Annotated in this window: 20 protein-coding genes; 15 read left to right on the top strand and 5 right to left on the bottom strand. The window is 67.0% G+C overall.

Going from position 1 to position 25,444, the window contains the following annotated elements; all coding sequences use genetic code 11:
* Window positions 1-371: 371 nt before the first annotated feature.
* The 3 genes from ngg to H7J93_RS11615 form a co-directional block, all read right to left on the bottom strand.
* The gene (gene ngg / locus H7J93_RS11625; RefSeq protein ID WP_267306436.1) at window positions 372-2,138 is read right to left on the bottom strand and encodes an N-acetylglutaminylglutamine synthetase; all 1,767 of its coding nucleotides are present in this window, start codon (window positions 2,136-2,138) and stop codon (window positions 372-374) included.
* Window positions 2,135-3,934 carry an N-acetylglutaminylglutamine amidotransferase gene (locus H7J93_RS11620; RefSeq protein ID WP_267306435.1) on the bottom strand — a complete coding sequence of 600 codons (1,800 nt, stop codon included), beginning with the start codon at window positions 3,932-3,934 and terminating at the stop codon, window positions 2,135-2,137. The genes ngg and H7J93_RS11620 overlap by 4 nt, the downstream gene beginning before the upstream one ends.
* 104 nt (window positions 3,935-4,038) lie before the next feature.
* A complete protein-coding gene (locus H7J93_RS11615) occupies window positions 4,039-5,571 on the bottom strand; it encodes an amino acid permease (RefSeq protein WP_267306434.1) in 1,533 nt (510 codons plus the stop codon).
* 212 nt (window positions 5,572-5,783) lie between these two features.
* Between H7J93_RS11615 and H7J93_RS11610 the strand changes: the two genes are divergently transcribed.
* From H7J93_RS11610 to nicT, 10 genes are all read left to right on the top strand, one after another.
* Window positions 5,784-7,175: a glutamine synthetase family protein gene (locus H7J93_RS11610; RefSeq protein ID WP_267306433.1), complete on the top strand. Its 1,392-nt coding sequence runs from the start codon at window positions 5,784-5,786 to the stop codon at window positions 7,173-7,175.
* Window positions 7,176-7,251: 76 nt separating this feature from the next.
* Window positions 7,252-7,989: a gamma-glutamyl-gamma-aminobutyrate hydrolase family protein gene (locus H7J93_RS11605; RefSeq protein WP_267306432.1), complete on the top strand. Its 738-nt coding sequence runs from the start codon at window positions 7,252-7,254 to the stop codon at window positions 7,987-7,989.
* Window positions 7,986-9,353 (top strand): aldehyde dehydrogenase family protein, encoded by a 1,368-nt coding sequence (locus H7J93_RS11600; RefSeq protein ID WP_267306431.1) that lies wholly within the window; start codon window positions 7,986-7,988, stop codon window positions 9,351-9,353. Before H7J93_RS11605 ends, H7J93_RS11600 begins: the two co-directional genes overlap by 4 nt.
* Entirely contained in the window at window positions 9,354-10,127 is a 774-nt protein-coding gene (locus tag H7J93_RS11595; RefSeq protein ID WP_267306430.1) for a 3-oxoacyl-ACP reductase, read from the top strand.
* 15 nt (window positions 10,128-10,142) lie between these two features.
* The gene (locus H7J93_RS11590) at window positions 10,143-10,865 is read left to right on the top strand and encodes a FadR/GntR family transcriptional regulator (RefSeq protein ID WP_267306429.1); all 723 of its coding nucleotides are present in this window, start codon (window positions 10,143-10,145) and stop codon (window positions 10,863-10,865) included.
* Window positions 10,866-10,940: 75 nt separating this feature from the next.
* Window positions 10,941-13,787 carry an AfsR/SARP family transcriptional regulator gene (locus H7J93_RS11585; RefSeq protein WP_267306428.1) on the top strand — a complete coding sequence of 949 codons (2,847 nt, stop codon included), beginning with the start codon at window positions 10,941-10,943 and terminating at the stop codon, window positions 13,785-13,787.
* A 267-nt stretch (window positions 13,788-14,054) separates the two neighbouring features.
* Complete coding sequence (locus H7J93_RS11580) at window positions 14,055-14,906, top strand: class I SAM-dependent methyltransferase (protein WP_267306427.1); 852 nt, start codon at window positions 14,055-14,057, stop codon at window positions 14,904-14,906.
* Between the two features lie 46 nt (window positions 14,907-14,952).
* A complete protein-coding gene (locus H7J93_RS11575) occupies window positions 14,953-15,294 on the top strand; it encodes an ArsR/SmtB family transcription factor (RefSeq protein WP_267306426.1) in 342 nt (113 codons plus the stop codon).
* Between the two features lie 444 nt (window positions 15,295-15,738).
* Complete coding sequence (locus H7J93_RS11570; protein WP_267306425.1) at window positions 15,739-16,029, top strand: hypothetical protein; 291 nt, start codon at window positions 15,739-15,741, stop codon at window positions 16,027-16,029.
* 234 nt (window positions 16,030-16,263) lie between these two features.
* Window positions 16,264-17,358, top strand: a complete 1,095-nt coding sequence (nicT, locus tag H7J93_RS11565; RefSeq protein ID WP_267306424.1) for a Nickel transporter NicT — start codon at window positions 16,264-16,266, stop codon at window positions 17,356-17,358.
* Window position 17,359: 1 nt separating this feature from the next.
* Here the strand turns inward: nicT and mtr are convergent, their stop codons facing one another.
* Together mtr and H7J93_RS11555 are read right to left on the bottom strand one after the other, a co-directional pair.
* Window positions 17,360-18,775, bottom strand: coding sequence for a mycothione reductase (gene mtr / locus H7J93_RS11560; RefSeq protein ID WP_267306423.1), 1,416 nt, complete (start codon window positions 18,773-18,775; stop codon window positions 17,360-17,362).
* Window positions 18,776-18,779: 4 nt separating this feature from the next.
* Complete coding sequence (locus tag H7J93_RS11555) at window positions 18,780-19,808, bottom strand: alpha/beta hydrolase (RefSeq protein WP_267306422.1); 1,029 nt, start codon at window positions 19,806-19,808, stop codon at window positions 18,780-18,782.
* A 182-nt stretch (window positions 19,809-19,990) separates the two neighbouring features.
* Here H7J93_RS11555 and H7J93_RS11550 point away from each other — a divergent pair, with 182 nt between their 5' ends.
* The 5 genes from H7J93_RS11550 to cobA are packed head-to-tail and all read left to right on the top strand — an operon-like array spanning window position 19,991 to window position 25,444.
* Window positions 19,991-20,437 carry a GNAT family N-acetyltransferase gene (locus tag H7J93_RS11550; protein WP_267306421.1) on the top strand — a complete coding sequence of 149 codons (447 nt, stop codon included), beginning with the start codon at window positions 19,991-19,993 and terminating at the stop codon, window positions 20,435-20,437.
* Window positions 20,434-22,257, top strand: a complete 1,824-nt coding sequence (locus tag H7J93_RS11545) for a magnesium chelatase subunit D family protein (RefSeq protein ID WP_267306420.1) — start codon at window positions 20,434-20,436, stop codon at window positions 22,255-22,257. The genes H7J93_RS11550 and H7J93_RS11545 overlap by 4 nt, the downstream gene beginning before the upstream one ends.
* A 15-nt stretch (window positions 22,258-22,272) precedes the next feature.
* Window positions 22,273-22,887 carry a cob(I)yrinic acid a,c-diamide adenosyltransferase gene (gene cobO / locus H7J93_RS11540; protein ID WP_267306419.1) on the top strand — a complete coding sequence of 205 codons (615 nt, stop codon included), beginning with the start codon at window positions 22,273-22,275 and terminating at the stop codon, window positions 22,885-22,887.
* Window positions 22,884-24,251, top strand: coding sequence for a cobyrinic acid a,c-diamide synthase CobB (locus tag H7J93_RS11535; RefSeq protein WP_267306418.1), 1,368 nt, complete (start codon window positions 22,884-22,886; stop codon window positions 24,249-24,251). Before cobO ends, H7J93_RS11535 begins: the two co-directional genes overlap by 4 nt.
* Window positions 24,248-25,444, top strand: coding sequence for a uroporphyrinogen-III C-methyltransferase (gene cobA / locus H7J93_RS11530; protein WP_267306417.1), 1,197 nt, complete (start codon window positions 24,248-24,250; stop codon window positions 25,442-25,444). Before H7J93_RS11535 ends, cobA begins: the two co-directional genes overlap by 4 nt.

The following is a 25,444-nucleotide window of genomic DNA, read 5'->3' as shown; positions in this document are numbered from 1 at the left end:
GATGCCGTTAGCGCTATGGCGGATCCACCGCGGATTACGCCGTAACTAGCTTGGCACCCGACCCTTCGCCTCCACGGCAGTCCGAACGACGCCAGATGACCCATCTCATGAGGTCGCATACATCAGCGTGGACGCCAGGCTCCCGCCCCTCAACACACGCACGCCAACTGCTACAACATCCAAACGCCCCCGCACGGGACGTAGACCCCCTATGGCCGCTGAAACACTTGACTCGACCTACAGCCAGCTAGTTGGACGCCAGGCTCCCGCCCCTCAACACACGCACGCCAACTGCTACAACATCCAAACGCCCCCGCACGGGACGTAGACCCCCTATGGCCGCTGAAACACTTGACTCGACCTACAGCCAGCTAGTGGACGGGCGCCTCGTCGGGCGTCCATGCCTGCGGCAGCGCCGGGCTGCCCGGGAAGAGGTAGTCGACGAAAGCCTTTGCGGTGGGCTGTGGCTCGTGATTGGCCAGCCCGGGGCGTTCGTTGGCCTCGATGAAGACGTACTCCGGCGCGGTGACGTCGGGCACCAACAGGTCGATGCCCGTCACGGGGATGCCGATGGCTTCGGCGGCGCGGACCGCGACCTCGCACAGGTGCGGGTTCACTGTCGCCGTCACATCGTGGATGGTGCCGCCCTGATGCAGGTTCGCCGTCCGGCGCACCCGCAAGCTCTCGCCTTCGGGGAGCACGTCGTCGAAGGAATACCCGGCCTCGGCGACCGTCGCCTCGGTCACGTCATCGATCGGGATGCGGGACTCGCCGCCGGTGGCGGCCGCCCTGCGCCTGCTCTGCGTTTCGATCAGTTCGCGGATCGTGTGGTGGCCGGTGCCGAGGATCTCGGCCGGCCGGCGGATGGCGGCGGCCACCACCTTGCCGTCGATCACCACGAGGCGCAGGTCGTCGCCGGGAGCACGCTGCTCGATCAGCACCGCGGGGTGCTCTTCACGGGCCCGGCGCAGTGCGGCGTCCAGTTCCTCGGGGCCGTCGACGCCGACGGTGATGCCCTTGCCCTGTTCGCCGCGGGTGGGCTTGACCACGACGTCGCCGACCTCTTCGAGGAAGGCGTGGTCGTGCTCGTCGAAGGTGGCGAGCCGACCCTTCGGCACCTGGATGCCCGCCTCCGCCACCAGCCGCCGCGTCAGCCGCTTGTCATCGCATCGCGCCATGGCCACCGCAGAGGTGTACTCCGACAACGACTCTCGGGTGATGACGCTGCGCCCGCCGTGGGACAGCCGCATCTCGCCTGCCTCGGCGTCGAGGATCTCGACCCAGATCCCTCGGCGCATCGCCTCATCGGCGATGATCCGCGCGTACGGGTTCAGATCGTCGACGGTCTCGGGCGGATGGGTGAACAACGGTTCGTTGATGGCGTTCTTGCGCTTGACGGCCATCACCGGGACCCGCTCGAAGCCCAGCTTCTCGTACAGTCCGATCGCGGCGGAGTTGTCGTGGGCCACCGACAGATCCATGTAGGCCCGGCCGCGTTCGCGGTAGAGGCTCGCGAGCGCACGGGTGAGCGCAGCGCCGACGCCGGGCAGGCTGGTGGTCGGGTCGACGGCCAGCGTCCACAGGCTCGAACCGTTCTCGGGGTCATCGAACAACCGCTTGTGATCGACGCCGGTCACGGTGCCCACCAGCGAGCCGTCATCGTCACGCACGGCCACCAGATAGTCGAGCGCGTCGCGTTGTTCGCTGTTTTCCCACAGCACCTCCACGGGTGCCGGCACCATGCCGCAGCGCATGTAGACCCGGTTGATCTCCTCGGCCTCTTCGGCCCGTTCGAGGGAGCGAACGGTGAATCCGGTGGGGGCCGGGGACGATGCGTCGTCGTCGGAGAACCTCAGCCGGTAGGTGTGGCTGGGGTCGATGAACAACTCGGCGGGCGCCATCGAGACGAGGACGTGCGGCTCGCGGGCGTAGATGCAGATGTCCCGGCGACCGGGCCCTTCGTGGCGCAGGACCTCGGCGAGCTTGGCCGGATCCGCGAAGGTCTGCCCGAATATCAGTCGGCCCCAACCCATTTCGATGACCACGTCGTCGGCCATGGCGTCGACCAGGTGTTGCGGTGACGCGTCGTGCAGACCGAGCGTGATCGCCTCGGTGTGATCGGGTCCCAACGCGGTCACGCCGCCGACCCGTTGATGCCGTGTCGCTGCAGCCACAGCTCGAGCAGCGCGAGCTGCCAGAGCTCATTGCCACGCAGCGGGGTCAGCCGTCCGTTCGGGTCGGCCAATAGCCGGTCGACGGCCTCCGGCCGGAACAGGCCGCGCTCCTTGGCGGCCGGTGCGTACAGCGCGTCGCGGACCATGTCCAGGTAGGGCCCTTCCAGGTGAGTGAGGGCGGGGACGGGGAAGTACCCCTTTGGCCGATCGATGACCGCGGCCGGAATCACCCTCCTGGCAGCCTGTTTGAGCACACCCTTGCCGTCGTGCGCAATCTTCAGCTCGGGCGGGCAGGTGGCCGCCAGCTCGACGAGCTCGTGGTCGAGGAACGGGACGCGGCCCTCAAGGCCCCAGGCCATCGTCATGTTGTCGACGCGCTTGACCGGATCGTCGACCAGCATGACGGTGGTGTCGAGGCGCAGGGCGCGGTCGATGCCGGTCTCGGCGCCTGGGCGCGCGAAGCGCTCGGTGACGAACTCCGCGGACGGATCGCCCTCGGCGAGGTAGTCCGGGGTGACGAACTCGGCGATGCCGTTCTTGTCGCGGTCGAAGAACGCGGTGCGGTATTTGGCCACCGCGTCGTCCAGGGAGGTCGCGTCGGCCATCGGCGGATACCAGTGGTAACCCGCGAACACCTCGTCGGCGCCCTGGCCGGACTGCACCACCTTGACGTGCTTTGCCACTTCCTGGCTGAGCAGATAGAAGGCGACGCAGTCGTGGCTGACCATCGGCTCGCTCATGGCGCCGATTGCGCCGTCGAGGGCGGGCAGCATCCGATCGGTGTCGATCCGGATCTGGTGGTGGTCGGTGCCAAAACGCTCGGCGACGATGTCGGAGTACTTGAACTCGTCGCCCTTGACGTCGCCGACGGATTCGAAGCCGATCGAGAACGTCGACAGCCCGGTCTGGCCCGCCTCCGCGAGCAACCCGACGATGAGGCTGGAGTCGACGCCACCCGAAAGCAGGCAGCCCACCGGCACGTCGGCGACCAGTCGCCGCTTGACGGCCAGGCGCAGCGCCTCGAGAACGGCGTCCTCCCAGTCGCGTTCGGACCAGTCGGCGGTGTCGGGCCGCCGCCGGAAGTCCGGTTCCCAATAGGTCGTGGTGGTTCTGCGACCGTCGGGCTCGATCGCGATGATCGATGCGGGCGGCACCTTCGTCACGCCGCGCAGGATCGTGCGCGGCGGCGGGACGACGGAGTGGAAGGACAGGTAATGGCTCAGCGCGATGGGGTCGATGCGGGTGTCGACGCCACCACCGGCGAGCAGTGCGGGAAGCGAGGACGCGAACCGGATACGCGCGGAGTTCTCGGTGAGATACAGCGGCTTGATGCCCAGCCTGTCGCGGCCGAGCAGCACCCGGCCGCTGTCGCGCTCGACGATCGCGAAGGCGAACATGCCCTGGAGGTGGTCGACGAACCGGTCGCCCCACTGGTGGTAGGCCTTGAGCAGCACCTCGGTGTCGCTGGTCGAGAAGAAGCGGTAACCGCGGTCGACCAGGTCCTGGCGCAGTTCCTTGTAGTTGTAGATGCAGCCGTTCCAGGCGATGGACAGCCCGAGTTCCGAGTCGACCATGGGCTGGGCCCCGGCTTCGGTCAGGTCGATGATCTTGAGGCGACGATGGCCTAGCGCGACCCTGCCCTGTGACCACACACCGGCACCGTCGGGACCTCGGGGGGACATGGCCTCCGCCATCGCCGACACCGCGGTGACATCAGGTTTTTGGTCGTCGAGACGCACCTCTCCGGCGGCTCCGCACACGCCAACGACATTACCCGCGGTGCCCGTGTCGAAACCTGGGGCGGGTGTGACATGGGTCAATTGCGGCCGCCGACCTGCGGCCTAGCGGTTGTTGGGCGCGGCTCCTACTCGGTATGCCCCTTGAGGATTTCGTCCTCGATGGTGCCGCCGAGCCCCTCGGCCGCGGGGTCGTATCCGTGCAGGCCGCCGGTCACCGCGTACTCCTCTTCGGGCGAGAGCACCAGGCGATGCCTGCCGTAGAACCCGAACACCAGCAGGCCGAACACGTAGAAGATCACGATTGCGATGACCGCGGGCCGGTAGTCCGGATTGACGAGCACGCCGATGAACGTGATCGTCGCGATCACGAGTGCCACGATCGCGCCCCAGTTGCCGGTGGGGCTCACCCACGGGCGCTTCGCATTGGGGAACTTGCGGCGCAGCAGCACGAACGAGATCATCTGCAGGCCGTAGGCCAGGACCGCGCCCCAGACGGCGATGTTGAGGACGACTGCGCCCGCACCCTCGTTGTAGTTGACGATGAGGAGTGCGACGTACCCGATCACCGCACCCGCCAGCAGTGCCACGTACGGCGTCTGACGGGACCCGGTCAGCGACAACGTCTTCGGGTAGTAGCCGGCACGGCTGAGCGAGTACATGTTGCGGCCGTAGGCGTACATGATGCCCTGCAGGCTGGCGAGCAGGCCGATCAAAGCGAACGCCGAGAGCACCGCGGCCAGGTTGGCGGGCAGGAATGCCCGGAAGCCGTCGAGCAACGGTTCGTCGGACCCACCCAGCGCCTCTGATCCGGTGACCGCGGGATTCAGGAAGAACACGATCGCGCCGCAGCCGACGAGGGAAACCAGACCCCAGAGACCCGCCCGCGGAATGTCACGCGCGGGATCATGGGCTTCCTCGGCCGCCAGGGGGAGCTCCTCGATGCCGAGGAAGAACCACATGGCGAAGGGCAGCGCGTAAAGGATCGCGACCCAGCCGAACGGAAGGAACGTCGACGAACCCGCCGCCGCCGGATCGGGCGCGATGTCGAACAGCTTGCTGAAGTCGACTGCGCCGTTGGCGATCGCGAGGACACCGAACAGGACCAGGATGCCGATGGAGATGATCGCCACGACCAGCGCGAACTTGAACGAGATCTCCGCACCCCACGAGTTCAGCCCCACGAAAATCGCGTAGAGGATGATCCACCACAACCACATCGGCAGGGACAGGTTGAACAGGTCGGTGGTGACGGCGTTGGCGTAGGCCGCCGAGAAGAAGACGACCACGGCGGTGGTGAACACGTACTCGATCGTCTCGGCGAAGCCGGTGACGAACCCGCCCCACGGCCCCATCGCCGCGCGCGCGAACGAGTACGCGCCGCCCGTGTGCGGCATGGCCGCCGACATCTCGCCGATCGAGAACAACATGCCGAAGTACATGATCACGATGAGGATCGAGGCGATCGCCAAGCCGCCCCAGCCGGCCGCGCCGATGCCGAAGTTCCAGCCGGAGAAGTCGCCGGAGATGACGGCCGCGATGCCGATGCCCCATAGGCCCCAGAAGCCGGCGGTCCGTTTGAGCTGCCGCTTCTCGAAGTAGCCCTCGCCTGCCTGGCTGTAGGTGACGCCGCCCGAGCTCTTCATCTTTTCGTCGGCCATGCGGGGTGCTCCTTCTAGCGGTTGGGGGGCATACGGAGAATAGACTGCCAAAGGTCTGGCGTCCTACCTTTGGGCGCGACAATTATGGAAAAGACCGGGATGATCACCAGGGTGGGGCAAATTCAATGGTTGACTACTCGTCGTCCCCGTCGTTTCGACCACCGAGGGTCTCGAACGCACTTGAACATTGACGAAGGGCAGGGTCGCTGAGAATGAGCGCCGCTCCGGGCCTCTCCAAGGGCTTCTCTAAAGGCATCTTGTCGCAGGCCGACCTCGGAGGGCTGGTGGCCGCGGGCGACATCGACACCGTGATCGTCGCGTTCTGCGATATGCAGGGCCGGCTCACCGGTAAGCGGGTCTCGGCCCGGCTCTTCGTCGAGGATGTCGCCGAGCACGGTGCCGAGTGCTGCAACTACCTGCTGGCCGTCGACGTCGACATGAACACCGTCGACGGCTATGCGATCTCGAGCTGGGAGACCGGCTACGGCGACATGGTGATGACGCCCGACTTCTCGACCCTTCGGCTGCTGCCGTGGCTGCCGGGCACCGCGTTGGTGATGGCCGATCTGTCGTGGACCGACGGAAACCCGGTCACCCAGGCACCGCGCAGCATCCTCAACCGGCAGATCGACCTGCTGGCCGAAAAGGGACTCGTGCCTTACGTGGGCACCGAACTGGAATTCATGGTGTTCGACGACGGTTACCGCGACGCCTGGGCGAAGGGATACCGCGGGCTGACTCCGGCGACGGACTACAACGTCGACTACGCGATGCTGGCCTCGACGCGGATGGAGCCGTTGCTGCGCGACATCCGGCTGGGCATGGCGGGTGCGGGCATGTACTGCGAAGGCGTCAAGGGGGAGTGCAACCTCGGTCAGCAGGAGATCGCCTTCCGCTACGACCATGCGCGGGTCACCTGCGACAACCACACGATCTACAAGAACGGTGCCAAGGAGATCGCCGATCAGCACGGCAAGAGCCTGACGTTCATGGCGAAATTCGATGAGCGCGAAGGCAACAGCTGCCATATCCACATCTCGTTCCGCGGTGAGGACGGCTCCGCCGTGTTCGCCGACGACTCCGATCCGCTGGGTATGTCGCCGATGTTCCGCAGCTTCATCGCCGGCCAGCTCGCGACGCTGAGGGAACTCTCGCTGTTCTACGCGCCGAACATCAACTCCTACAAGCGATTCGTCGACGGCAGTTTCGCGCCGACCGCGATCGCGTGGGGTCTTGATAACCGGACCTGTGCACTGCGGGTGGTCGGGCACGGCCACGGGATGAGGATGGAGAACCGCGCACCTGGCGGAGACGTCAATCAGTACCTCGCGGTGTCGGCCCTGATCGCCGGTGGTCTCTACGGCATCGAACGTGAACTCGAGTTGCCCGACCCGATGGAGGGCAACGCGTATACCAGTGGCGCAGAACGGCTTCCGACGACGCTCTCCGAGGCCGCGGGGCTGTTCGAGAAGTCCGAGGTGGCACGCGCGGCGTTCGGCGACGACGTCGTCGAGCACTACCTCAACAACGCCCGCGTCGAGCTGACCGCGTTCAACGCCGCGGTCACGGATTGGGAAAGGGTGCGGGGCTTTGAGCGGCTCTAGTTCCGCGCCGAGTTGGGCCAAAAAGGGGGACTCCGCGTTCCCCAGCTCACGCGGGGGCCCAGCTCGCGGAAACAAGGTGCGGCCCGTTCTCGGGTTGACCACCTACCTGCAGCAGGCGCAGACCGGCGTGTGGGACGTTCGGGCCAGCTTCCTGCCCGCGATCTACTTCGAGGGTGTCGGCCTCGCCGGGGGCATCTCGGTGCTGTTGCCGCCGCAGCCGGTCGACGCCGACATCGCCGACACGGTGCTCGACGGGCTCGACGGGCTGATCATCACCGGCGGACGGGACGTGGGACCCGCCAGCTACGGCCAGGACCGGCATCCCGCCACCGACGAGCCGGTCGAAGACAACCGCATGCGCGACGCCTTCGAATTCGCGTTGGTACGCGGTGCGATTCAGCGCGGCATGCCGGTACTGGGCATCTGCCGTGGCGCCCAGGTGCTCAACGTCGCGCTCGGCGGCACGTTGCATCAGCACCTGCCCGACGTCCTCGGCCACACCCGCCATCAGCAGGGCAACGCAGTGTTCTCCACATCGTCGGTGCGCACGATCGCCGGCACGCGACTGGCCGCGATCATCGGCGAGTCGTCGGACGCGCAGTGCTACCACCATCAAGCCATCGACACGCTGGGCCACGGGTTGATCGTCAGCGCGCAGGACAGCGACGACGTGATCGAGGCGGTGGAAATGCCTGGCCACAACTTTGTCGTGGCTGTCCAGTGGCATCCCGAAGAACGGCTGGACGACCTCAGGCTGTTCGCGGCGGCCGTCGAGGCCGCAGCGGCCTATGCGAACGAAAGGGTGGGCGCTTGAGCACCTCCGACGTCATCAACCCCGCGACCGAGGACCTGCTGCGCACGGTGGAGCAGACCGATGAGGCGGGCGTCGACGACGCTGTCGCACGCGCCAAATCGGCACAGAGGCAGTGGGCGCGGTTGGCGCCGGCCGAGCGAGCAGCGGCGCTGCGAGCCTTCGCCGCGGCGGTGGACGCCCACGTCGACGAGTTGGCTGAGCTGGAGGTCGCCAACTCCGGGCACCCGATCGGCAACGCCAAGTGGGAGGCCGGGCACGTCCGTGACGTCCTTCAGTTCTATTCGGCGACCCCGGAGCGACTGTCGGGCAAGCAGATTCCCGTCGCGGGTGGGCTGGACGTCACGTTCAACGAACCGCTCGGCGTCGTCGGCGTCATCACGCCGTGGAATTTTCCGATGACCATCGCGTCATGGGGTTTCGCGCCCGCCCTGGCCGCCGGGAACGCCGTGCTGATCAAGCCCGCCGAATGGACCCCGCTGACGACGATCCGGTTGGGCGAACTCGCAATCGACGCGGGGCTGCCCGCTGATCTCTTCCAGGTGCTGCCCGGCAAGGGTTCGGTTGTCGGCGAACGATTCGTCACCCATCCCGATGTGCGCAAGATCGTGTTCACCGGCTCGACCGAGGTCGGCACGCGGGTGATGGCCGGTGCCGCGACCCAGGTCAAGCGCGTCACGCTGGAACTGGGCGGCAAGAGCGCAAACATCGTGTTCGACGACTGCGATCTGGAGCAGGCGGCCGCGACCGCGCCGTACGGGGTGTTCGACAATGCCGGCCAGGACTGCTGCGCGCGTAGTCGAATCCTGGTGCAGCGCAATGTATACGACCGGTTCATGGAGCTGCTGGAGCCGGCGGTCAAGGGTGTCGTCGTCGGCGATCCACGCTCGACGGACACCGAGATGGGTCCGCTGGTGTCGAAGGCCCACTGGAACACCGTCGCCTCCTTCGTGCCCGATGACGCGCCCGTCGCGTTCCGGGGTGACGCGCCTTCGGGACCCGGGTATTGGTTCCCGCCCACCGTGCTGACGCCGCAGCGTGACGACCGCACCGTCCGCGAGGAGATCTTCGGACCGGTCGTGGTGGTGCTGCCGTTCGACGATGAGGCCGATGCCATCGCTCTCGCGAACGACACCCCGTACGGGTTGTCGGGGTCGATCTGGACGGACAATCTCTCCCGGGCGCTGCGGGTGTCACGCGCGGTGGAATCCGGTAACTTGTCGGTCAATTCGCACTCGTCGGTGCGATACAACACCCCGTTCGGCGGATTCAAACAGTCCGGTCTCGGCCGCGAGCTCGGGCCGGACGCGCCGCTGTCCTTCACCGAAACCAAGAACGTATTCTTCGCAGTCCAGGAGGCCCTCTAGATGGATCTGACTCAGCGGTTGGCCGGCAAGGTGGCCGTCATCACCGGCGGTGCGAGCGGAATCGGGCTGGCATCCGCACGACGCATGCAGGCCGAGGGCGCGACCGTCGTCATCGGTGACATCGATCCGATCGCAGGCAAAGAGGTCGCCGATGAACTCGGCGGAACCTTTGTGCCGGTGGATGTCTCGGACGAAGTGGCTGTGGATACGTTGTTCGACACCGCCGCGAAGACGCACGGGTCGGTCGATATCGCGTTCAACAACGCGGGTATCTCGCCGCCCGAGGACGACCTGATCGAGGACACCGGCCTCGACGCGTGGCAGCGGGTGCAGGACGTGAACCTGAAGTCGGTGTTCCTGTGCTGCAAGGCGGCACTGCGGCACATGGTCCCGAACCAGAAGGGGTCGATCATCAACACCGCGTCGTTCGTGGCGGTGATGGGTTCGGCGACATCGCAGATCTCCTACACCGCGTCAAAAGGTGGCGTGTTGGCCATGTCCCGCGAGCTGGGGGTGCAGTACGCACGGCAGGGCATCAGGGTGAACGCGCTGTGCCCGGGGCCAGTGAACACGCCACTGCTGCAGGAACTGTTCGCCAAGGACCCGGAGCGGGCGGCGCGACGGCTGGTGCACGTTCCGGTCGGACGGTTCGCTGAACCGGAGGAACTCGCCGCCGCGGTGGCATTTTTGGCCAGCGACGACGCGTCGTTCATCACTGCCTCGTCGTTCCTCGTCGACGGTGGCATAAGCGGCCACTATGTGACCCCACTCTGATCCGTGCCCTAGACCATGACCGCGGATCCCGACGTACCACTGGCCAGCGAGGCACTGCTGCGCCCGGTGCGGCCGGGCAATGCGTTCGAGGACACCGTGGGGCGTCTGCTGCAGACCATCCGGCTCGGGGTACTGCGGCCCGGGGAGTCGCTGCCGCCTGAGCGGGAACTCGCCGCTCGGCTCGGAGTCAGCCGCGACACCGTACGCGAGGCCATCAAGTCGTTGGCCGACGCGGGATATCTGCTGTCCCGGCGAGGACGCTACGGCGGCACGTTCCTTGCCGACGAACTGCCCCGGCAGACCGGCGGCACCGACGGAGTAACCCGCGCAGAGATCGACGATGCGCTGCGGCTGCGCGAGATCCTGGAGGTCGGTGCCGCGCGGATGGCCGCCAACCGCACACTGACCGCCGCGGAGCGGGAGGAGTTGTGGGCGCGGCTGTCCGACGTCCGCGGTGCAGCACCCGATGACTACCGGAGGCTGGATTCGCGACTGCATCTGGCGATCGCCGAGGCGGCCGGGTCGCCGTCGCTCGTGCCGCTCGTCGCCGAGAACCGGATGCGGCTCAACGGCTTGCTGGACCAGATCCCGTTGCTGCCGCGCAACATCGCGCACTCCGACGAACAGCACGAGGCGATCGTGATGGCGATCCTCGCGGGCGACTGTGAGGGTGCGGCGTCCGCGATGCGGGCGCACGTCGAAGGTTCGGCCACGCTGCTGCACGGATTCCTGGACTGACCGACAGCTCGGTCTGTGACCCCATTAACAGCGAATTGCCGGACGCGTCTGTCGGTCTGGTGAATCCTGTACGGGATGGCAGTGCAATTCCGGTTACTCGGTGATGTCGAAGTTCTGGTCGACGGGACCCGAATCGATGTGGGGCACGCGCGGCAGCGATGCGTGCTCGTCGCTCTGCTGATCGATGTGAATCACGCGGTGTCCGCCGAACGACTCATCGATCGGGTGTGGGCAGACGAGCCTCCGCACCGCGCGCGAAACGCCATCGCGGGCTATCTTTCCCGGCTACGGACCGCGCTCTCGGTGACCGACGAGGTGGAGATCGTTCGGGGACCGGGCGGCTATGTGCTGAAGGCTGACCCCACCACCGTCGACGTTCATCGGTACCGCGGGCTGGTGGCTGAAGCGCGGGCGGCAAGCTCACCGGCCGCGGCGACCGATCTTTTCGAGCATGCGCTCGGGCTTTGGCGCGGTGACCCGTTCGCGACGCTCGACACCCCATGGATCAACGATCACCGGCGTTCCCTTGAGCTGGAACGACTTTCGGTTGTTCTGGACCGCAACGACGCCGCGCTGCAGGCAGGCCGACATAGCGAGCTGCTGGCCGACCTCACCGCCGCGGTGCACGCCAATCCGCTCGACGAACGCCTGGCGGGACAGTTGATGTTGGCCCTCTACCGCAGCGGCCGCCAGGCCGAGGCTCTCGATACCTACCGGCAGATGCGTGACCGGCTCGTCGAGGAACTCGGCGTCGACCCGAGTGCGTCGTTGCGCGCTGTACACGAGCAGCTCCTCGAGGGCGACCAGGTCAGGCCGCCGGAAACGCCTTCTGCGCCGTCGGTGTCCCAGGTGGTGCTGCCCCGGCGCGCGACGAGCTTCATCGGTCGTCAGCAGGAGCTGTCGATGGTGTCCGAAGCGCTGCGCGACGGCCCGTTGGTCACGCTCACCGGAGTCGGCGGTGTCGGCAAGACCAGGCTGGCACTGGAGGCGGCCGCCGGTGAACGGGATCGCTTTCGTGATGGCGTGTGGCTGTGCGAACTGGCGCCGGTCGAGGACGCCGCCGCAGTCGGCTTCGCCCTCGCCGCGGCGTTGCGGTTGCAGCAACGGCAGGGCCTCGATATCGAGTCGACGATCATCGAATACTTGTGCACGCGTGAGCTTTTGTTGGTCGTGGACAACTGCGAACATGTGCTCGATGCCGCGGCGCACGTCGTCGATCGCATCGTGAAGAACTGTCCGAGGGTTTCGGTGCTCGCGACGAGTCGCGAGTCGCTTGGGGTCGAGGGCGAGCGAATCGTCGCGGTGCCCCCGATGGAACTTGCCGATGCGACCGCGTTGTTCGCCGACCGAGCCAAGGCGGGCCGACCCGACTTCGACCTCGACCGCGAGCCCGTGGGTGCGGTCGCCGAGATCTGTCGTCAGGTCGACGGTCTTCCGCTCGCCATCGAACTGGCCGCGGCGCGGATCAGGTCGATGGGCAGCCTCGACCTGGCCCGGCGGTTGGACGGGCTGCGCCTGCTCAGTGGAGGCGCCCGCGGAGCCTCGCCAAGGCAACAGAGCCTGGCCGCCACCATCGACTGGTCCTATCGGCTGCTGTCCGAACGGGAGCAGTCGCTGTTCACCCGACTGTCCGTGTTCGCGGGCGGGTTCGATCTCGAAGCCGCACATGGGGTGTGCGGTGCGGACCGCGATGCCGAGGAAGACACGCTCGAACTGCTCAGCAGTCTCGTCGACAAGTCCATGGTGACCATGCGCGCAGGCGCGACGACCGCACGGTACTGGGTACTGGAGACACTGCGCGCCTACGGCCGCGAGCGCCTCGAGGCGGCCGGTGGCGATGACCGATGCCATGAGCGCCACGCGCAGTACTACACGGCGCTGGCAGAGCGAACCGCCGCGGGAATGCACGGTCCGGACGAGCAGGCGTGGGTCGAGCGGACATTGCCCGACTTCGGCAACCTGCGCGTGGCGTTCGAATATGCCATCACCGACTCCCACGTCGACCTGGCGTATCGGTTGGTCAGCTCATTGTCTGAGTTAGGCCACCTGCGTGTGGGCTACGAGGCGTCAGGCTGGGCGGAGCGTCTCCTGCGGGTCGCCGAACCGGACCACCCGCTGTTCCCAGCCGTCCTCGGATTCGCTGCGCGTGGTGCGTGGAACCAAGGCGATCACGACCGCGTCCGTGCACTCGCCACACTCGCCGACGGCCGCGATCCGGCCCGCGGAAACGGGCGCGTCGCCTACCTGGGGGACGTCCTCGCGGACGTGGCTCTGTACGAGGGGGATCCGCAGACCGCGCTGGCGCATTACGAGACGGAGATGAAAAAGGCGCGGCGCGACGACGACCCGATTCGGCTGGTGTGGACGCTCTTCTACATCGCGATATGCCAATCCGCGTTGCGCACTCCGGAGAAGGGATTGGCCGCCGCAGAAGAGGCGGTATGGGTCTCCGACGAAACCGGCAATCCGACGGCGCGTTCGATGGCGCGGTACGCACTCGGGTTGGTGCTCAAGAAGTCGGAGCCGGATCGGGCGCTGACTGTTTTCGACGAGGCGGCCGAGCTCGCGTCGTCTGTACAGAACTTCTGGTGGGAAGGCATCGCGCTGATGGAGGCGGCTGCGACCCGGGCGGTTCATGGGGAACCTTCCACTGCGGCAAACGATCTCATCGCGGTGCTGGATCATTGGGACAGGGTGGGGGATTGGAGTCAACAGTGGCTCAACCTGCGGTATGCCACTCGGTTTCTCAAGCGGGTGGGTGCCGCTGACGATGCCCTCGCGCTTCATCGCGCGCTGATCAAGGCGGGGAGAGCATCACCATTGGCATCGGAGCAGACGGAGTCTGACTCCGAGCTCGTCGCAGCGCCGAGTGGAGTGGAGGCGGTGCTCCGCGCGCGTGCGGCACTGGGTCGGTACTGCTGATCGCAGGTGTGAAACTGCTGTCGGCCCGGGGACCCGTTGAAGTGAGAGCGCCTCTGTGTCGTCCGCGCTGGAGACAAGCTGAGTCGTTGCTGGAAACAGCCAGTTCAGGCTGTACGTGCGGTCGCCAGGAGTGCAGGATGGAGCCATAACCGACGCCCGTCACCAGCGGATTTCACGATTCGCCAACAATCGTCAAAGCAAGCCCCGGCACCGTTGGATTCATCACCGAACCGCTCGCCGAGCGGTACAAGCCAGAAGGGTCGGGAAATGACAAACCAAGGCATAGCCGTCATCGAGTCGGGCGGAGCCGACCGTGAGCTCAAAGCCAAGCACCGTGCGCTGTGGGCGTCGGGCGATTATCCCGCCGTCGCGGCCGAGCTGATTCCCTCGCTCGGCGCCGAACTTGTTCGCGCGTGCGGCGTACGTGCGGGCCAGCGGGTGCTCGACGTCGCCGCCGGCTCGGGCAATGCGGCGGTTCCGGCCGCCTCGACGGGAGCCGTTGTGACGGCGAGCGATCTGACCCCCGAACTGTTCGATGTCGGGCGGCGCATCGCAGCCGAACGCGATGTCGAGCTGGAATGGATCGAGGCCGACGCCGAGGCGCTACCGTTCGCCGACAACAGCTTTGACGTCGTAATGTCCTGCGTTGGTGCGATGTTCGCACCTCATCACCAGGTGACCGCCGACGAGCTCGTCCGTGTCGTGCGGCCCGGCGGGACCATCGGGATGATCAACTGGACGCCACAGGGGTTCATCGGCAACTTGTTCGCCACGATGAAGCCGTATGCACCGCCGCCTCCGCCGGGAGCCAAGCCGCCGCCGTTGTGGGGCGATGAGAGCCACGTCCGCGAGTTGTTCGGGGACCGGGTCAGCGACCTCACGTTCCGGCGACAGACCGTGCGGATGGACCACTGCTCGAATCCGCTCGAGTTTCGCGAGTACTGGAAGCGCAACTACGGTCCGACCATCGCCGCCTACCGGTTCAACGCCGACCAACCGGACCGGGTCGACGAGCTGGACCGGGATTTCCTGCATTTCGTGGCCACTTGGGACCAGGGAGTCGCAGGCCGCTCGCACTGGGACGCCGAGTACGTGGTGATCACCGCGACAAAGCGATAGGCCGTTGCTGGGCGGTTTCGGCCGTCCGAGGGATTAGATTTGATTGGTGGCGCAAACCGGCGAGCAAGCAGAGGCCCAAGCGGTCGTGCGGCGCGCTACGTCGGCCCTTGCCGACGTCGACACGTCGGGCTGGGCGCAGCGCTTCGACCTGTTGTCCGATCCGAACCGGCTTGAAATCTTGCTGGCGCTGCACCGGGCGCCCGGGATCTGCGTCGGCGATCTCGCGACGGCCTTGGGGCGCAACGAGAACGCGGTGTCACAGGCGCTTCGGGTGCTCCGCCAACAGGGCTGGGTGTCGTCGACACGCGTAGGTCGATCGGTCAGCTACCGCCTCGAAGATGAGACCGTGCACGATCTGTTGCACTGGATCGGCGCTCGGCACCGCTGATGCGCTAGCCGACCGGCGAATCCGCATCCGCCGGTCGGTCGGGTGTTTCATTCGCCCCGATTGCGGTGGGCGTAATACAACGCCAGCCCCATGATCAGGATGTAGCCGACGCATCCATAGGTCACGATGTCCATCACATCTCTCCTCAGTTCGTAGGCCCGGTTGGCCATCCGGAGAAACGGTGCCGGGCGAACATTCGGCGATCGTGATGCATTTGTGAAATCGCGGGCGACGCGACCGGGCCATCACCGATGTGGGTGACAGCCCCCGTGCCCGCGAGCACATCGCGGCGGACGGATCCGGGATTTCGACCTCGCTAAAAGCGTCTTCACCTGCATATTTCACGATCGCAACAGCACTTCCGAAACCTCGCTTCCGACACTGCTTTCGTCAACCAAACGACCAGGCCGCTCCGTGTCTGGTTCTCAACAGAAAGAGAAAGTCATGAAACATCCACTGTTCAAACGCGCGGCGGTCATCGCCGCGCTGTCGGCCTCGCTCGCGATGCCCGCAGTCGCCGGGATCGCCGCGCCTAGCGCGTTCGGTAAGCCGATCAACGAGAACACCATCAAGACCGAGTGCAAGGCGGCCGGCGGCACCTACCAAACCGCCGTCGCAGTCGACCTGAGGAGCTCGGCGTGCACCTATCGCGCCAGCGACGGCACCACCTACACCGACCACTACAACAACGGCAACTACGTGGGGACGACCGGTCCCGGTGGGCGGCCGGCCTGAGGCCGAGCGCTCGGCGACGGTGGGGTATCACATGGCTAGTACGGACCTGCCCCAGCAGGGCATCGTGCTCGGGTGATCACCCCGCCGTCGCTTCCGATCTCACATCTCGCACGTCGGTCCACGGCTGGCGCGGGCGCGGGGTGCGCTCCGGCCATGGATCGTCTGCGAGATTGAGGCTCGAATGAACATGTGTTCAGCTAGACAGATAACGCACAGCCGCCTAGGGTCGGCATCATGGCCGTCGTCGAGCAGCTGCAGGCATCCCCGTCCACTCGACTCGACAGAAAAGATTGGACGACGATCGCCGCGATGGGCGGTATTGTCCTGGCGCTTCACGTCTTCGGCTGGGGAGTGCTGGTTTTCGGCGTCGCCCCTCAGCACATCACGCTCGGCTCGGCCGGTGTCTTCGGCGTCGGCCTGGGCGTGACGGCCTACCTGTTAGGAGTTCGACACGCGTTCGACGCTGACCACATCGCCGTCATCGACAACACCACCCGCAAGCTGGTCGGGGAGGGCACCCGCTCCCTGACTGCCGGGTTCTGGTTCTCGCTCGGTCATTCCAGCGTCGTGTTCGGTCTGGCGTTCCTGCTGGCTATCGGCGTTCGCGCGGTGGTCGGCCCCGTGCAGGATGAGGGCTCGCCGATGCTGCAGACTCTCGGCCTGATCGGTTCGCTCGTCGCCGGCACATTCTTGATCCTGATCGGACTGTCGAATCTGTTCGCCGCGGTGGGCATCGCCAAGGTCTTCCGCCAAATGCGGACCGGTGACTTCGATGAGGCCGAACTCGAGCGGCAGCTTCAGCAGCGCGGCTTCCTCGCCAGGCTCCTCGGCAGGGTCATGCGCCGCGTGAGCAAGCCATGGCATCTCTACCCGGTCGGGCTTCTGATGGGGCTGGGATTCGATACCGCCACGCAGGTGGCACTTCTTGTGCTGGCCGCGGGTACGGCGGCATTCACATTGCCCTGGTACGCCATCCTCGTCTTGCCAGTGTTGTTCGCGGCCGGGATGAGCCTGTTCGACGCGCTCGATGGCATCTTCATGGCGAGGGCCTACGGCTGGGCGTTCCTCAAACCGATCCGCAAGGTCTACTACAACCTGACCGTGACGGTGCTCTCGGTGATCGTTGCCCTGGTCATCGGCGTCATCGTGCTGACCGGCCTGCTGGTCGAGCGCCTGGGAGTCGAATCCGGCCCGATCGCCGCGATCGGATCTGCGAACCTCGAGTCCGTCGGGTTCATGATCGTCGGCTTGTTCGTCACAGCCTGGTTGATCGCCCTCGCCGTCTGGCGCTTCGGTCAGGTCGAGAAACGCTGGGTGCCCGCCGACTGAGTCAGTGCCGCTTCGAAGGGGGCCAGGGCGGTTCGCCGCAGATCGCCAGCAGCGCATTCTCGATCACCTCGGGCAACGCCGGATGAATCCAGTACTGGCCGCGGGCCATGTCCTGGGCGGGCAGGCCGAAGTTCATCGCCTGGATCACCGGCTGAATCAGTGATGACGCCTGGTGCCCCATGATGTGTGCGCCGAGGATCAGGCCGCTGTCGTCGTCGACGATGATCTTCGCGATCCCCGTCGTGTCCTCCATCGCCCAGCCGTACGCGACGTCGCCGAAGTCCTGAATCTTCACCTTGATTCTGAAACCCTTTGCCCGAGCTTCATTTTCCGTTAGGCCGACGCTGGCGATCTGCGGGTCGGTGAACACCGCGGACGGCACGTTGCGATGGTCTGACGGCATCAGCGCGTCGGTGTCGTCCCAGTCCTGCAACAGATTGTGTTTCACCCTTCGGGCCTCGTGGTTGGCCACATGCTTGAGTTGATAGTCCGACGACACGTCGCCGAGTGCGAACACCCCGCGCGCGGTGGTGCGCTGGTACTGGTCGACCACGACCTGGCCGTTGGCGTTGACCTTCACCCCGGCAAGTTCGGCGTCGAGCCGATCACCGTTGGGTATGCGCCCCGTGGCGACCAGCAGGGCGTCGCCGCGCACCTTCGTGCCGTCCGTGCACGTGATCTCCACGCCGTCGCCGACGTTGTGTGCGTCGGCCAGCTCGTGGTGGTTGCGGATCTCCCATTTCCTCGACGCGATGTCGGTGAAGCGCATGGCGATGTCGTCGTCGTGGCCGCGCAGCAGGGTGCCGCCGCGGATCAGCAGCGTCACATGGCTGCCGAGAGCCGAAAAGATATGGGCGAACTCGCATGCGATGAAACCGCCGCCGATGATGACCAGGTGCTCGGGCACGTCCGCGATGCGCATGATGGTGTCGCTGGTGTGGTAGTTCACCCCGCACGCCGTGACGGCCTCCGGCACGACGGCCCGCGAGCCCGCCGCGATGACCACCTGGTCGGAGGTGAACTCATCGCCGTCCTCGGTGCGAAACGCGTAGCGGCCGTCGGGTTTTGTCGGCGTGAAACGGGTGTGGCTGGCGAAGACCCTCACGTTCGGCGATGACCGACGGTAGTTCTCCCCGCCGGCGGCGATCGGATCGATGCGGCCGAACACTCGCGAGACGATGTCGGCCCAGCGAATCTCGTCGATGTGAGCATCGATGCCGTATTGCGACGACTCCCTTATCTGTTGAGCGACACCGGCGGAGTACACGAACATCTTCGTGGGGATGCAGCCGACGTTGAGGCAGGTCCCGCCGAACACCCCCTGCTCGCAGATCGCCACCCGCTTGTCCTCGTACCGTTCATCGAGGATGGAGTTGCCCGAACCGGTGCCGATGATCGCGATGTCGAAATGGTCCATGATCTCACCCTTTGTTCGGGTTGTGTTGGCGCGCAGGAGGTTCGGAATTCTTCGCGCTCTCGGAAAAATTGGTGTCGAGCCAGCGATCGAGTTCGTCGTAGGCGGCCTGTCGCGCCTCGGGCACGGATAGGAACACGTCGTGCTTGGCGTCGACTATCGGTACGACGGTGGTCCGGTTGCCGATGCATCCGGCCCAGCGGGCGATCTGTTTGACGTCCAACACGGCGTCGCCGCGTTGGATCGCGTCGGGATCCTTCACCTCGCGCACGCTGCGATCGGAGCGCAGGATCAGGTTGGGCACACCGACGTCGAGCCCGCGGTGCAGCCTGGCGTGTCCCCGCCGGATCGCGTGGATCCAGCCGAACGTGACCGGAAACCCGCCGATCGGCTTCCATCTGAGGTCGTATTCGAATTCGCCGTAGTAGTCGCGGTGCAGCGTCGTGCCGTAACCGCCAGGGGTGGGCGAACGCACGACGGACAGCTTGCGCATCCGTGACAGCGCGGCGATCGCGGCGCCGGTGGGTTTGGCGCGAAGCACCGAGGGGCCCTGAAGATCCAGCCAGGGACTGTTGAGCACCAGTCCGCTGACGCGTTTGCGCTGCGTCAGGCCGCGGCGGTGCAGCCGGTCCAGGTACAGCGACACGATGAGCCCGCCCGCCGAGTGACCGTAGACGAGCACGTCGGCGCCGGTCTCGGCGTTGATGATGTCCAGTGCACGCGTCAGCTCGTTGTCGTAACGGGCCAGGTCGGTGGTGAAGTGCGGCGTCTGGCCCTCGCGCCACGATCGACCGCATTTATGCAGGTCTAGTGCGTAAAAGGCAAACCCGCGATCGGCGAAGTGATCGGCCAGCTGGGTATGGAAGAAGTAGTCGGTGAAACCGTGCACCACCAGAACGGCGTGGCTGGCCGTGGGACGCGCCTCGCCGCGGCGCACCAGGGTGGCGACGAGGTTTCCCTCGCCGTCGGGATCAGGCCCCAGGTCGAACGTCTGCTGCCGGTAACCGGCCAGCACGTCTGGCTCCCACTCGGTCACGAGAGCCACCTTAGTCGTGGGCCGCAGCCGACCTGGGCCAACGTCGGGGGATGCCAGCGGGATAACCTGAAACCCGCCAAGCCGATACATAACCGACCACGGAGGGTGATCGAACGGGTGTCTGACCCGCAGGTAGCCATGGACCGGGGTGTCGCGGACCGCGTTCGGCCGGTGAGCGCCGGATGACGGTTGCGCTGCGCCGAAGCTGGGCCAAGGACCTGGACGCCGAGACGCTCTACGAACTGCTCAAGCTGCGCGTCGAGGTGTTCGTCGTCGAGCAGGCCACCCCGTACCCCGAACTGGACGGACGCGACCTGCTCACCGAAACTCGGCACTTCTGGCTCGAGGGGCCCGACGGAGAGGTCATTTCCACCTTGCGGCTCATGGAAGAGCATCCCGGCGGTCAAAAGGGCTTTCGCATCGGTCGGGTCTGCACCAAACGCGACCAGCGCGGCCAGGGGCACACCACCCGGCTGATGCAGGCCGCGCTCGCCGAGGTCGGCGACTACCCGTGCCGCATCAATGCGCAGACCTATCTCGAGGAGATGTACGCGCGGCACGGATTCGTGCGCGACGGAGCGGAATTCCTGGACGACGGCATCCCGCACGTCCCGATGGTCAAGTCATGACGACCTATCCGTTCAGCGCGATCGTCGGCCATGACCGGCTGCGTCTGGCGCTGCTGCTGTGCGCGGTGCGCCCTGAGATCGGCGGCGTACTGATCCGGGGGGAGAAGGGCACGGCGAAGTCGACCGCCGTGCGTGGTCTCGCCAAGGTGCTGGAGGCGGTGGACGGTGCGGCGCTGGTCGAGTTGCCGATCGGTGCGACCGAGGACCGCGTGGTCGGCTCGCTGGACCTGCAAAAGGTGCTGCGCGACGGTGAGCATGCGTTCTCGCCCGGCCTTTTGGCCCGCGCCCACGGCGGCGTGCTGTATGTCGACGAGGTCAACCTGCTGCACGACCACCTGGTCGACGTGCTTCTCGACGCCGCCGCGATGGGCCGGGTGCATGTCGAGCGCGACGGCGTCTCGCACAGCCACGAAGCGCGCTTCGTGCTCGTCGGAACCATGAATCCCGAAGAGGGCGAACTGCGTCCGCAGTTGCTCGACCGGTTCGGACTGACCGTCGACGTGCACGCCTCCCGCGATGTCGACGTCCGGGTCGAGGTCGTACGGCAGCGGATGGCGTTCGAGGCCGACCCGGCCGGCTTCGCCGAACGCTACGCGGCCGCCGACGCCGAACTGGCCAACCGCGTCGCCGCGGCCCGCGACAGGATCGGCTCGGTTGAGTTGCCGGACAGCGAATTACGACGAATCGCCGCCCTGTGCGCGGCGTTCGACGTCGACGGTATGCGGGCCGATCTGGTGGTGGCCCGCACGGCGGTCGCGCACGCCGCCTGGCGTGGGGCGGACACCGTCGCGGAGGAGGACATCCGGGTGGCGGCCGAACTCGCGCTGCCGCACCGGCGTCGCCGCGACCCTTTCGACGACCCCGGCCTGAATCCAGAACAACTCGACGAGGCGATGCAGCAGGCGGGGGAGTCCGCCGACCAGGAGCCCGACCCCGACCCGCCCGGCGGTGGCCAGCCGTCCAATGGCGATATGTCCGACCACCCTGTGCCGCAGGGGAATTCGAGTTCAGCCGCCCGTCCCAGCGCGCCACCGTCCGCAGTGTTCCGGACCCGGGCGCTCGTCGTCCCCGGCGTGGGAGAGGGAGCACCGGGACGCAGGTCGCGAGCGCGCAACCGCACCGGCACCGTCGTGTCGTCGACGACGAATGTCGCTGACGGTCACGGGCTGCACGTGTTCGGGACGCTGCTGGCCGCGGCGGGGCATCAGCGTGCGCCCGGGCGCCCCCGGCCGATGGTCGATGACGTGCGCCACGCCGTTCGTGAAGGCCGCGAAGGCAATCTGGTGATCTTCGTGGTCGACGCCTCGGGCTCGATGGCGGCCCGCGACCGGATGGCGGCGGTCAGCGGGGCCGCGTTGTCACTGCTGCGCGACGCCTACCAGCGGCGCGACAAGGTCGCCGTGATCACGTTCCGCCAAGACGACGCGCGACTGCTGTTGCCGCCGACCTCGTCGGTGCACATCGCAGGCCGGCGACTGGCCCGCTTCGACACCGGAGGCAAAACACCACTGGCGCAGGGCCTACTGGCCGCGCGCGACGTCGTGGTCAGGGAGAAGGCGCGTGACCGTGCCCGCCGCAGCCTGGTGGTCGTGCTCACCGACGGACGCGCCACCGGCGGCCCGGATCCGTTGGGCCGCACGAGAGAGGCGGCTGCCCGGCTGGTCGCCGAGGGGGCGGCCGCGGTCGTCGTGGACTGCGAAACCTCCTATGTCCGACTGGGTTTGGCGGAGCAGCTGGCGGACCATCTCCGCGCGCCCGCGGTTCGGCTGGCGCAGCTGCGCGCGGACAACCTCACCGACGTCGTACGTACCGCCGCCTGAGTCGGGGAGTCAGAGATGCCTCAGGGTCAACCGGCCAGCGTCCCCGACGACGGGCTGACCACACGCGCACGCCGCAACGCCCCACTGCTGGCGGTCCACACCGGAGCAGGCAAGGGCAAGTCGACGGCGGCGTTCGGCATGGCGCTGCGGGCGTGGAATCAGGGTTTCTCGGTCGCGGTGTTCCAGTTCGTCAAGAGCGCCAAATGGAAGGTCGGCGAGGAGGCCGCCTTCGCCCAGTTGGGCCGCCTGCACGACGAGCACGGGATCGGCGGCCCCGTCGAATGGCACAAGATGGGCGCGGGCTGGTCATGGTCGCGCAAGCACGGCAGCGAGGACGATCATGCGGCGGCCGCGGCCGACGGCTGGGCGGAGATCACCCGCCGACTGGCCGAGGAGCGCCACGACTTCTACGTGCTCGACGAGTTCACCTATCCGCTGAAGTGGGGCTGGGTCGACGTCGATGACGTGATCGCGGTGCTGACGTCGCGGCCCGGCACCCAGCACGTCGTCATCACCGGCCGCGACGCGCCGCAGCCACTGCTCGACGCCGCCGACCTCGTCACCGAGATGACCAAGGTGAAGCACCCGATGGATGCCGGCCGCAAGGGCCAGAAGGGCATCGAGTGGTGAGTACGCCGGCCGTCGTCATCGCCGCACCGGCTTCGGGCAGCGGAAAAACCACCGTGGCAACGGGTTTGATGGGAGCGCTGCGCCGCGCGGGCCGCGCCGTCGCACCGTTCAAGGTGGGTCCCGACTTCATCGACCCCGGATACCACGAGCTAGCGGCGGATCGGCCGGGCCGCAACCTCGACCCGGTATTGGTCGGCGACGAGCTGATCGGCCCGCTGTTCCGGCATGGCAGCGCCGGCGCCGACATCGCGGTCGTCGAGGGGGTGATGGGCCTGTTCGACGGCCGGATCGCGGACGGCTTCACCGGCGCCGCCGAGGGGTCGACCGCGCACGTCGCCGCGCTACTCGGCGCCCCGGTTGTCCTCGTGGTGGACAGCCGCGGTCAGAGTCACAGCGTCGCGGCGCTGCTGCACGGCTTCTCGACATTCGACCCGAAGATCCGGATCGCAGGCGTCATCCTCAACCGCGTCGGCTCACCGCGTCACGAGGAGGTCCTGCGGCAGGCGTGTGAGCATGCCGGAGTCCCGGTCTTCGGCGTCATTCCGCGCGTCGACGAATTGTCGGTGCCATCACGGCATCTCGGCCTCATCACCGCCGTCGAGCACGGCAGGCAGGCGCGTGCTGCCGTGGACGCGATGGTCGGCCAGGTCGGCCGTCACGTCGACCTCGAGGCGATCGCAGGCATCGCGACCAGCCGGGTCGTCGACGAACTCTGGGATCCGGGCGTGACGCCGATCGCGGGCGAGCCCGTGACCGTCGCACTCGCGGCGGGGAAGGCGTTCACCTTCGGCTATGCCGAACACCGGGAACTGCTGCACGCGGCCGGCGCAGAGGTTGTGGAGTTCGACCCGCTGATCGACCCGCTACCGCTGCAGACCGCCGCGCTGGTGCTGCCTGGCGGGTTCCCGGAACAGTTCAGCACGGAGCTGTCGGACAACGACATTGCGCGCCAGCAGATCAGGAGTCTCGCCGCGTCGGGGGCGCCCGTGCACGCAGAATGCGCGGGGCTGACCTATCTGGTCGACGACCTCGACGGCTACCCGATGTGCGGAGTGCTTTCCGGTTCGGCGCGTTTCACCGATCGCCTCACGTTGGGGTATCGCAATGCCGTCGCCGTGACCGAGTCACCGCTGCATGCCGTCGGTGACCGTGCCGTCGGCCACGAGTTCCACCGCACCGCAGTCACATTCGCCGACAGCTATCAACCGGCATGGGTGTACTCCGGCCGTGATGTCGACGCCGTCAGGGACGGTGCAGTGACCGGCGGTGTGCACGCCAGCTACCTCCACACCCATCCGGCCGCACACCCACACGCCATGGCCCGCTTCGTCGCCGCGGCCACAACCTCTAAGCTCGCCGGGTGAGTGAGAACGCCTACCTCGTCGGCCTGCGCCTGTCGGGCAGGAAGGTCGTCGTCGTCGGTGGCGGCACCGTGGCGCAGCGTCGGCTCCCGCTGCTGGTGGCCAACGGGGCCGACGTGCACGTCATCGCCCGAAGTGCCACCCCGGCCGTCGAGGCGATGGCTGGAATCACCTTGGAGCTCAGAGAGTTTCGTGACGGCGACCTGGAAGGCGCCTGGTATGTGATTGCGGCCACCGACGATCCCGCCGTCAACGCCGCGGTGGTCGCCGAGGCCGAGGCGCGACGGATCTTCTGTGTGCGCGCCGACGTGGCGCGCGAGGGCACCGCCGTCACGCCCGCGTCGTTCGAGTACGAGGGGCTTTCGGTCGGTGTGCTCGCAGGCGGGGAGCACCGCCGGTCCGCGGCGATGCGCTCGGCGATCCACGAGGCGCTCCAGCAGGGGCTCATCGCGGCGGAGACGCCCGGCGTACAGCCCGGTGGGGTGGCGCTCGTCGGCGGAGGGCCCGGCGACCCCGAACTGATCACTGTGCGCGGACGGCGACTGCTGGCCCACGCCGATGTCGTCGTGGCCGACCGGCTGGCGCCGCCGGAACTACTCGCCGAGCTGCCACCGCACGTCGAGGTCATCGACGCCGCGAAGATCCCGTACGGGCGTGCGATGGCCCAGGACGCGATCAACGAGATCCTCATCGACCGGGCAAGGGCCGGCAAATTCGTCGTGCGGCTCAAAGGCGGCGACCCGTTCGTGTTCGCGCGCGGATACGAAGAGGTGATCGCGTGCGCAGATGCGGGGATTCCGGTCACCGTCGTGCCGGGTGTGACGAGTGCCATAGCAGTTCCTGCGCTGGCGGGCGTTCCGGTCACACATCGGGCCGTCACGCACGAGTTCGTGGTGGTCAGCGGCCATGTTGCGCCCGACCATCCGGAATCGTTAGTGAATTGGGATGCTTTGGCCGCGATGTCCGGCACGATCGTTTTGCTGATGGCGGTCGAACGCGTCGAACAATTCGCCAAGGTGCTGTTGGACGGTGGCCGACCTGCGGATACTCCGGTACTAGTCGTGCAGCACGGCAGCACGGCGGCGCAGCGAACGTTGCGGGCGACCCTCGCCGACGCCCCGGTGCGCATCCGCGAAGAGGGCATTCGGCCCCCCGCGATCATCGTGATCGGGCCCGTGGCGGCCTTCGGCGGTTAA

The organism is Mycobacterium barrassiae (assembly GCF_025822765.1).
GTDB lineage: Bacteria > Actinomycetota > Actinomycetes > Mycobacteriales > Mycobacteriaceae > Mycobacterium > Mycobacterium barrassiae.
This window is presented reverse-complemented; position numbering and strand designations above follow the sequence as displayed.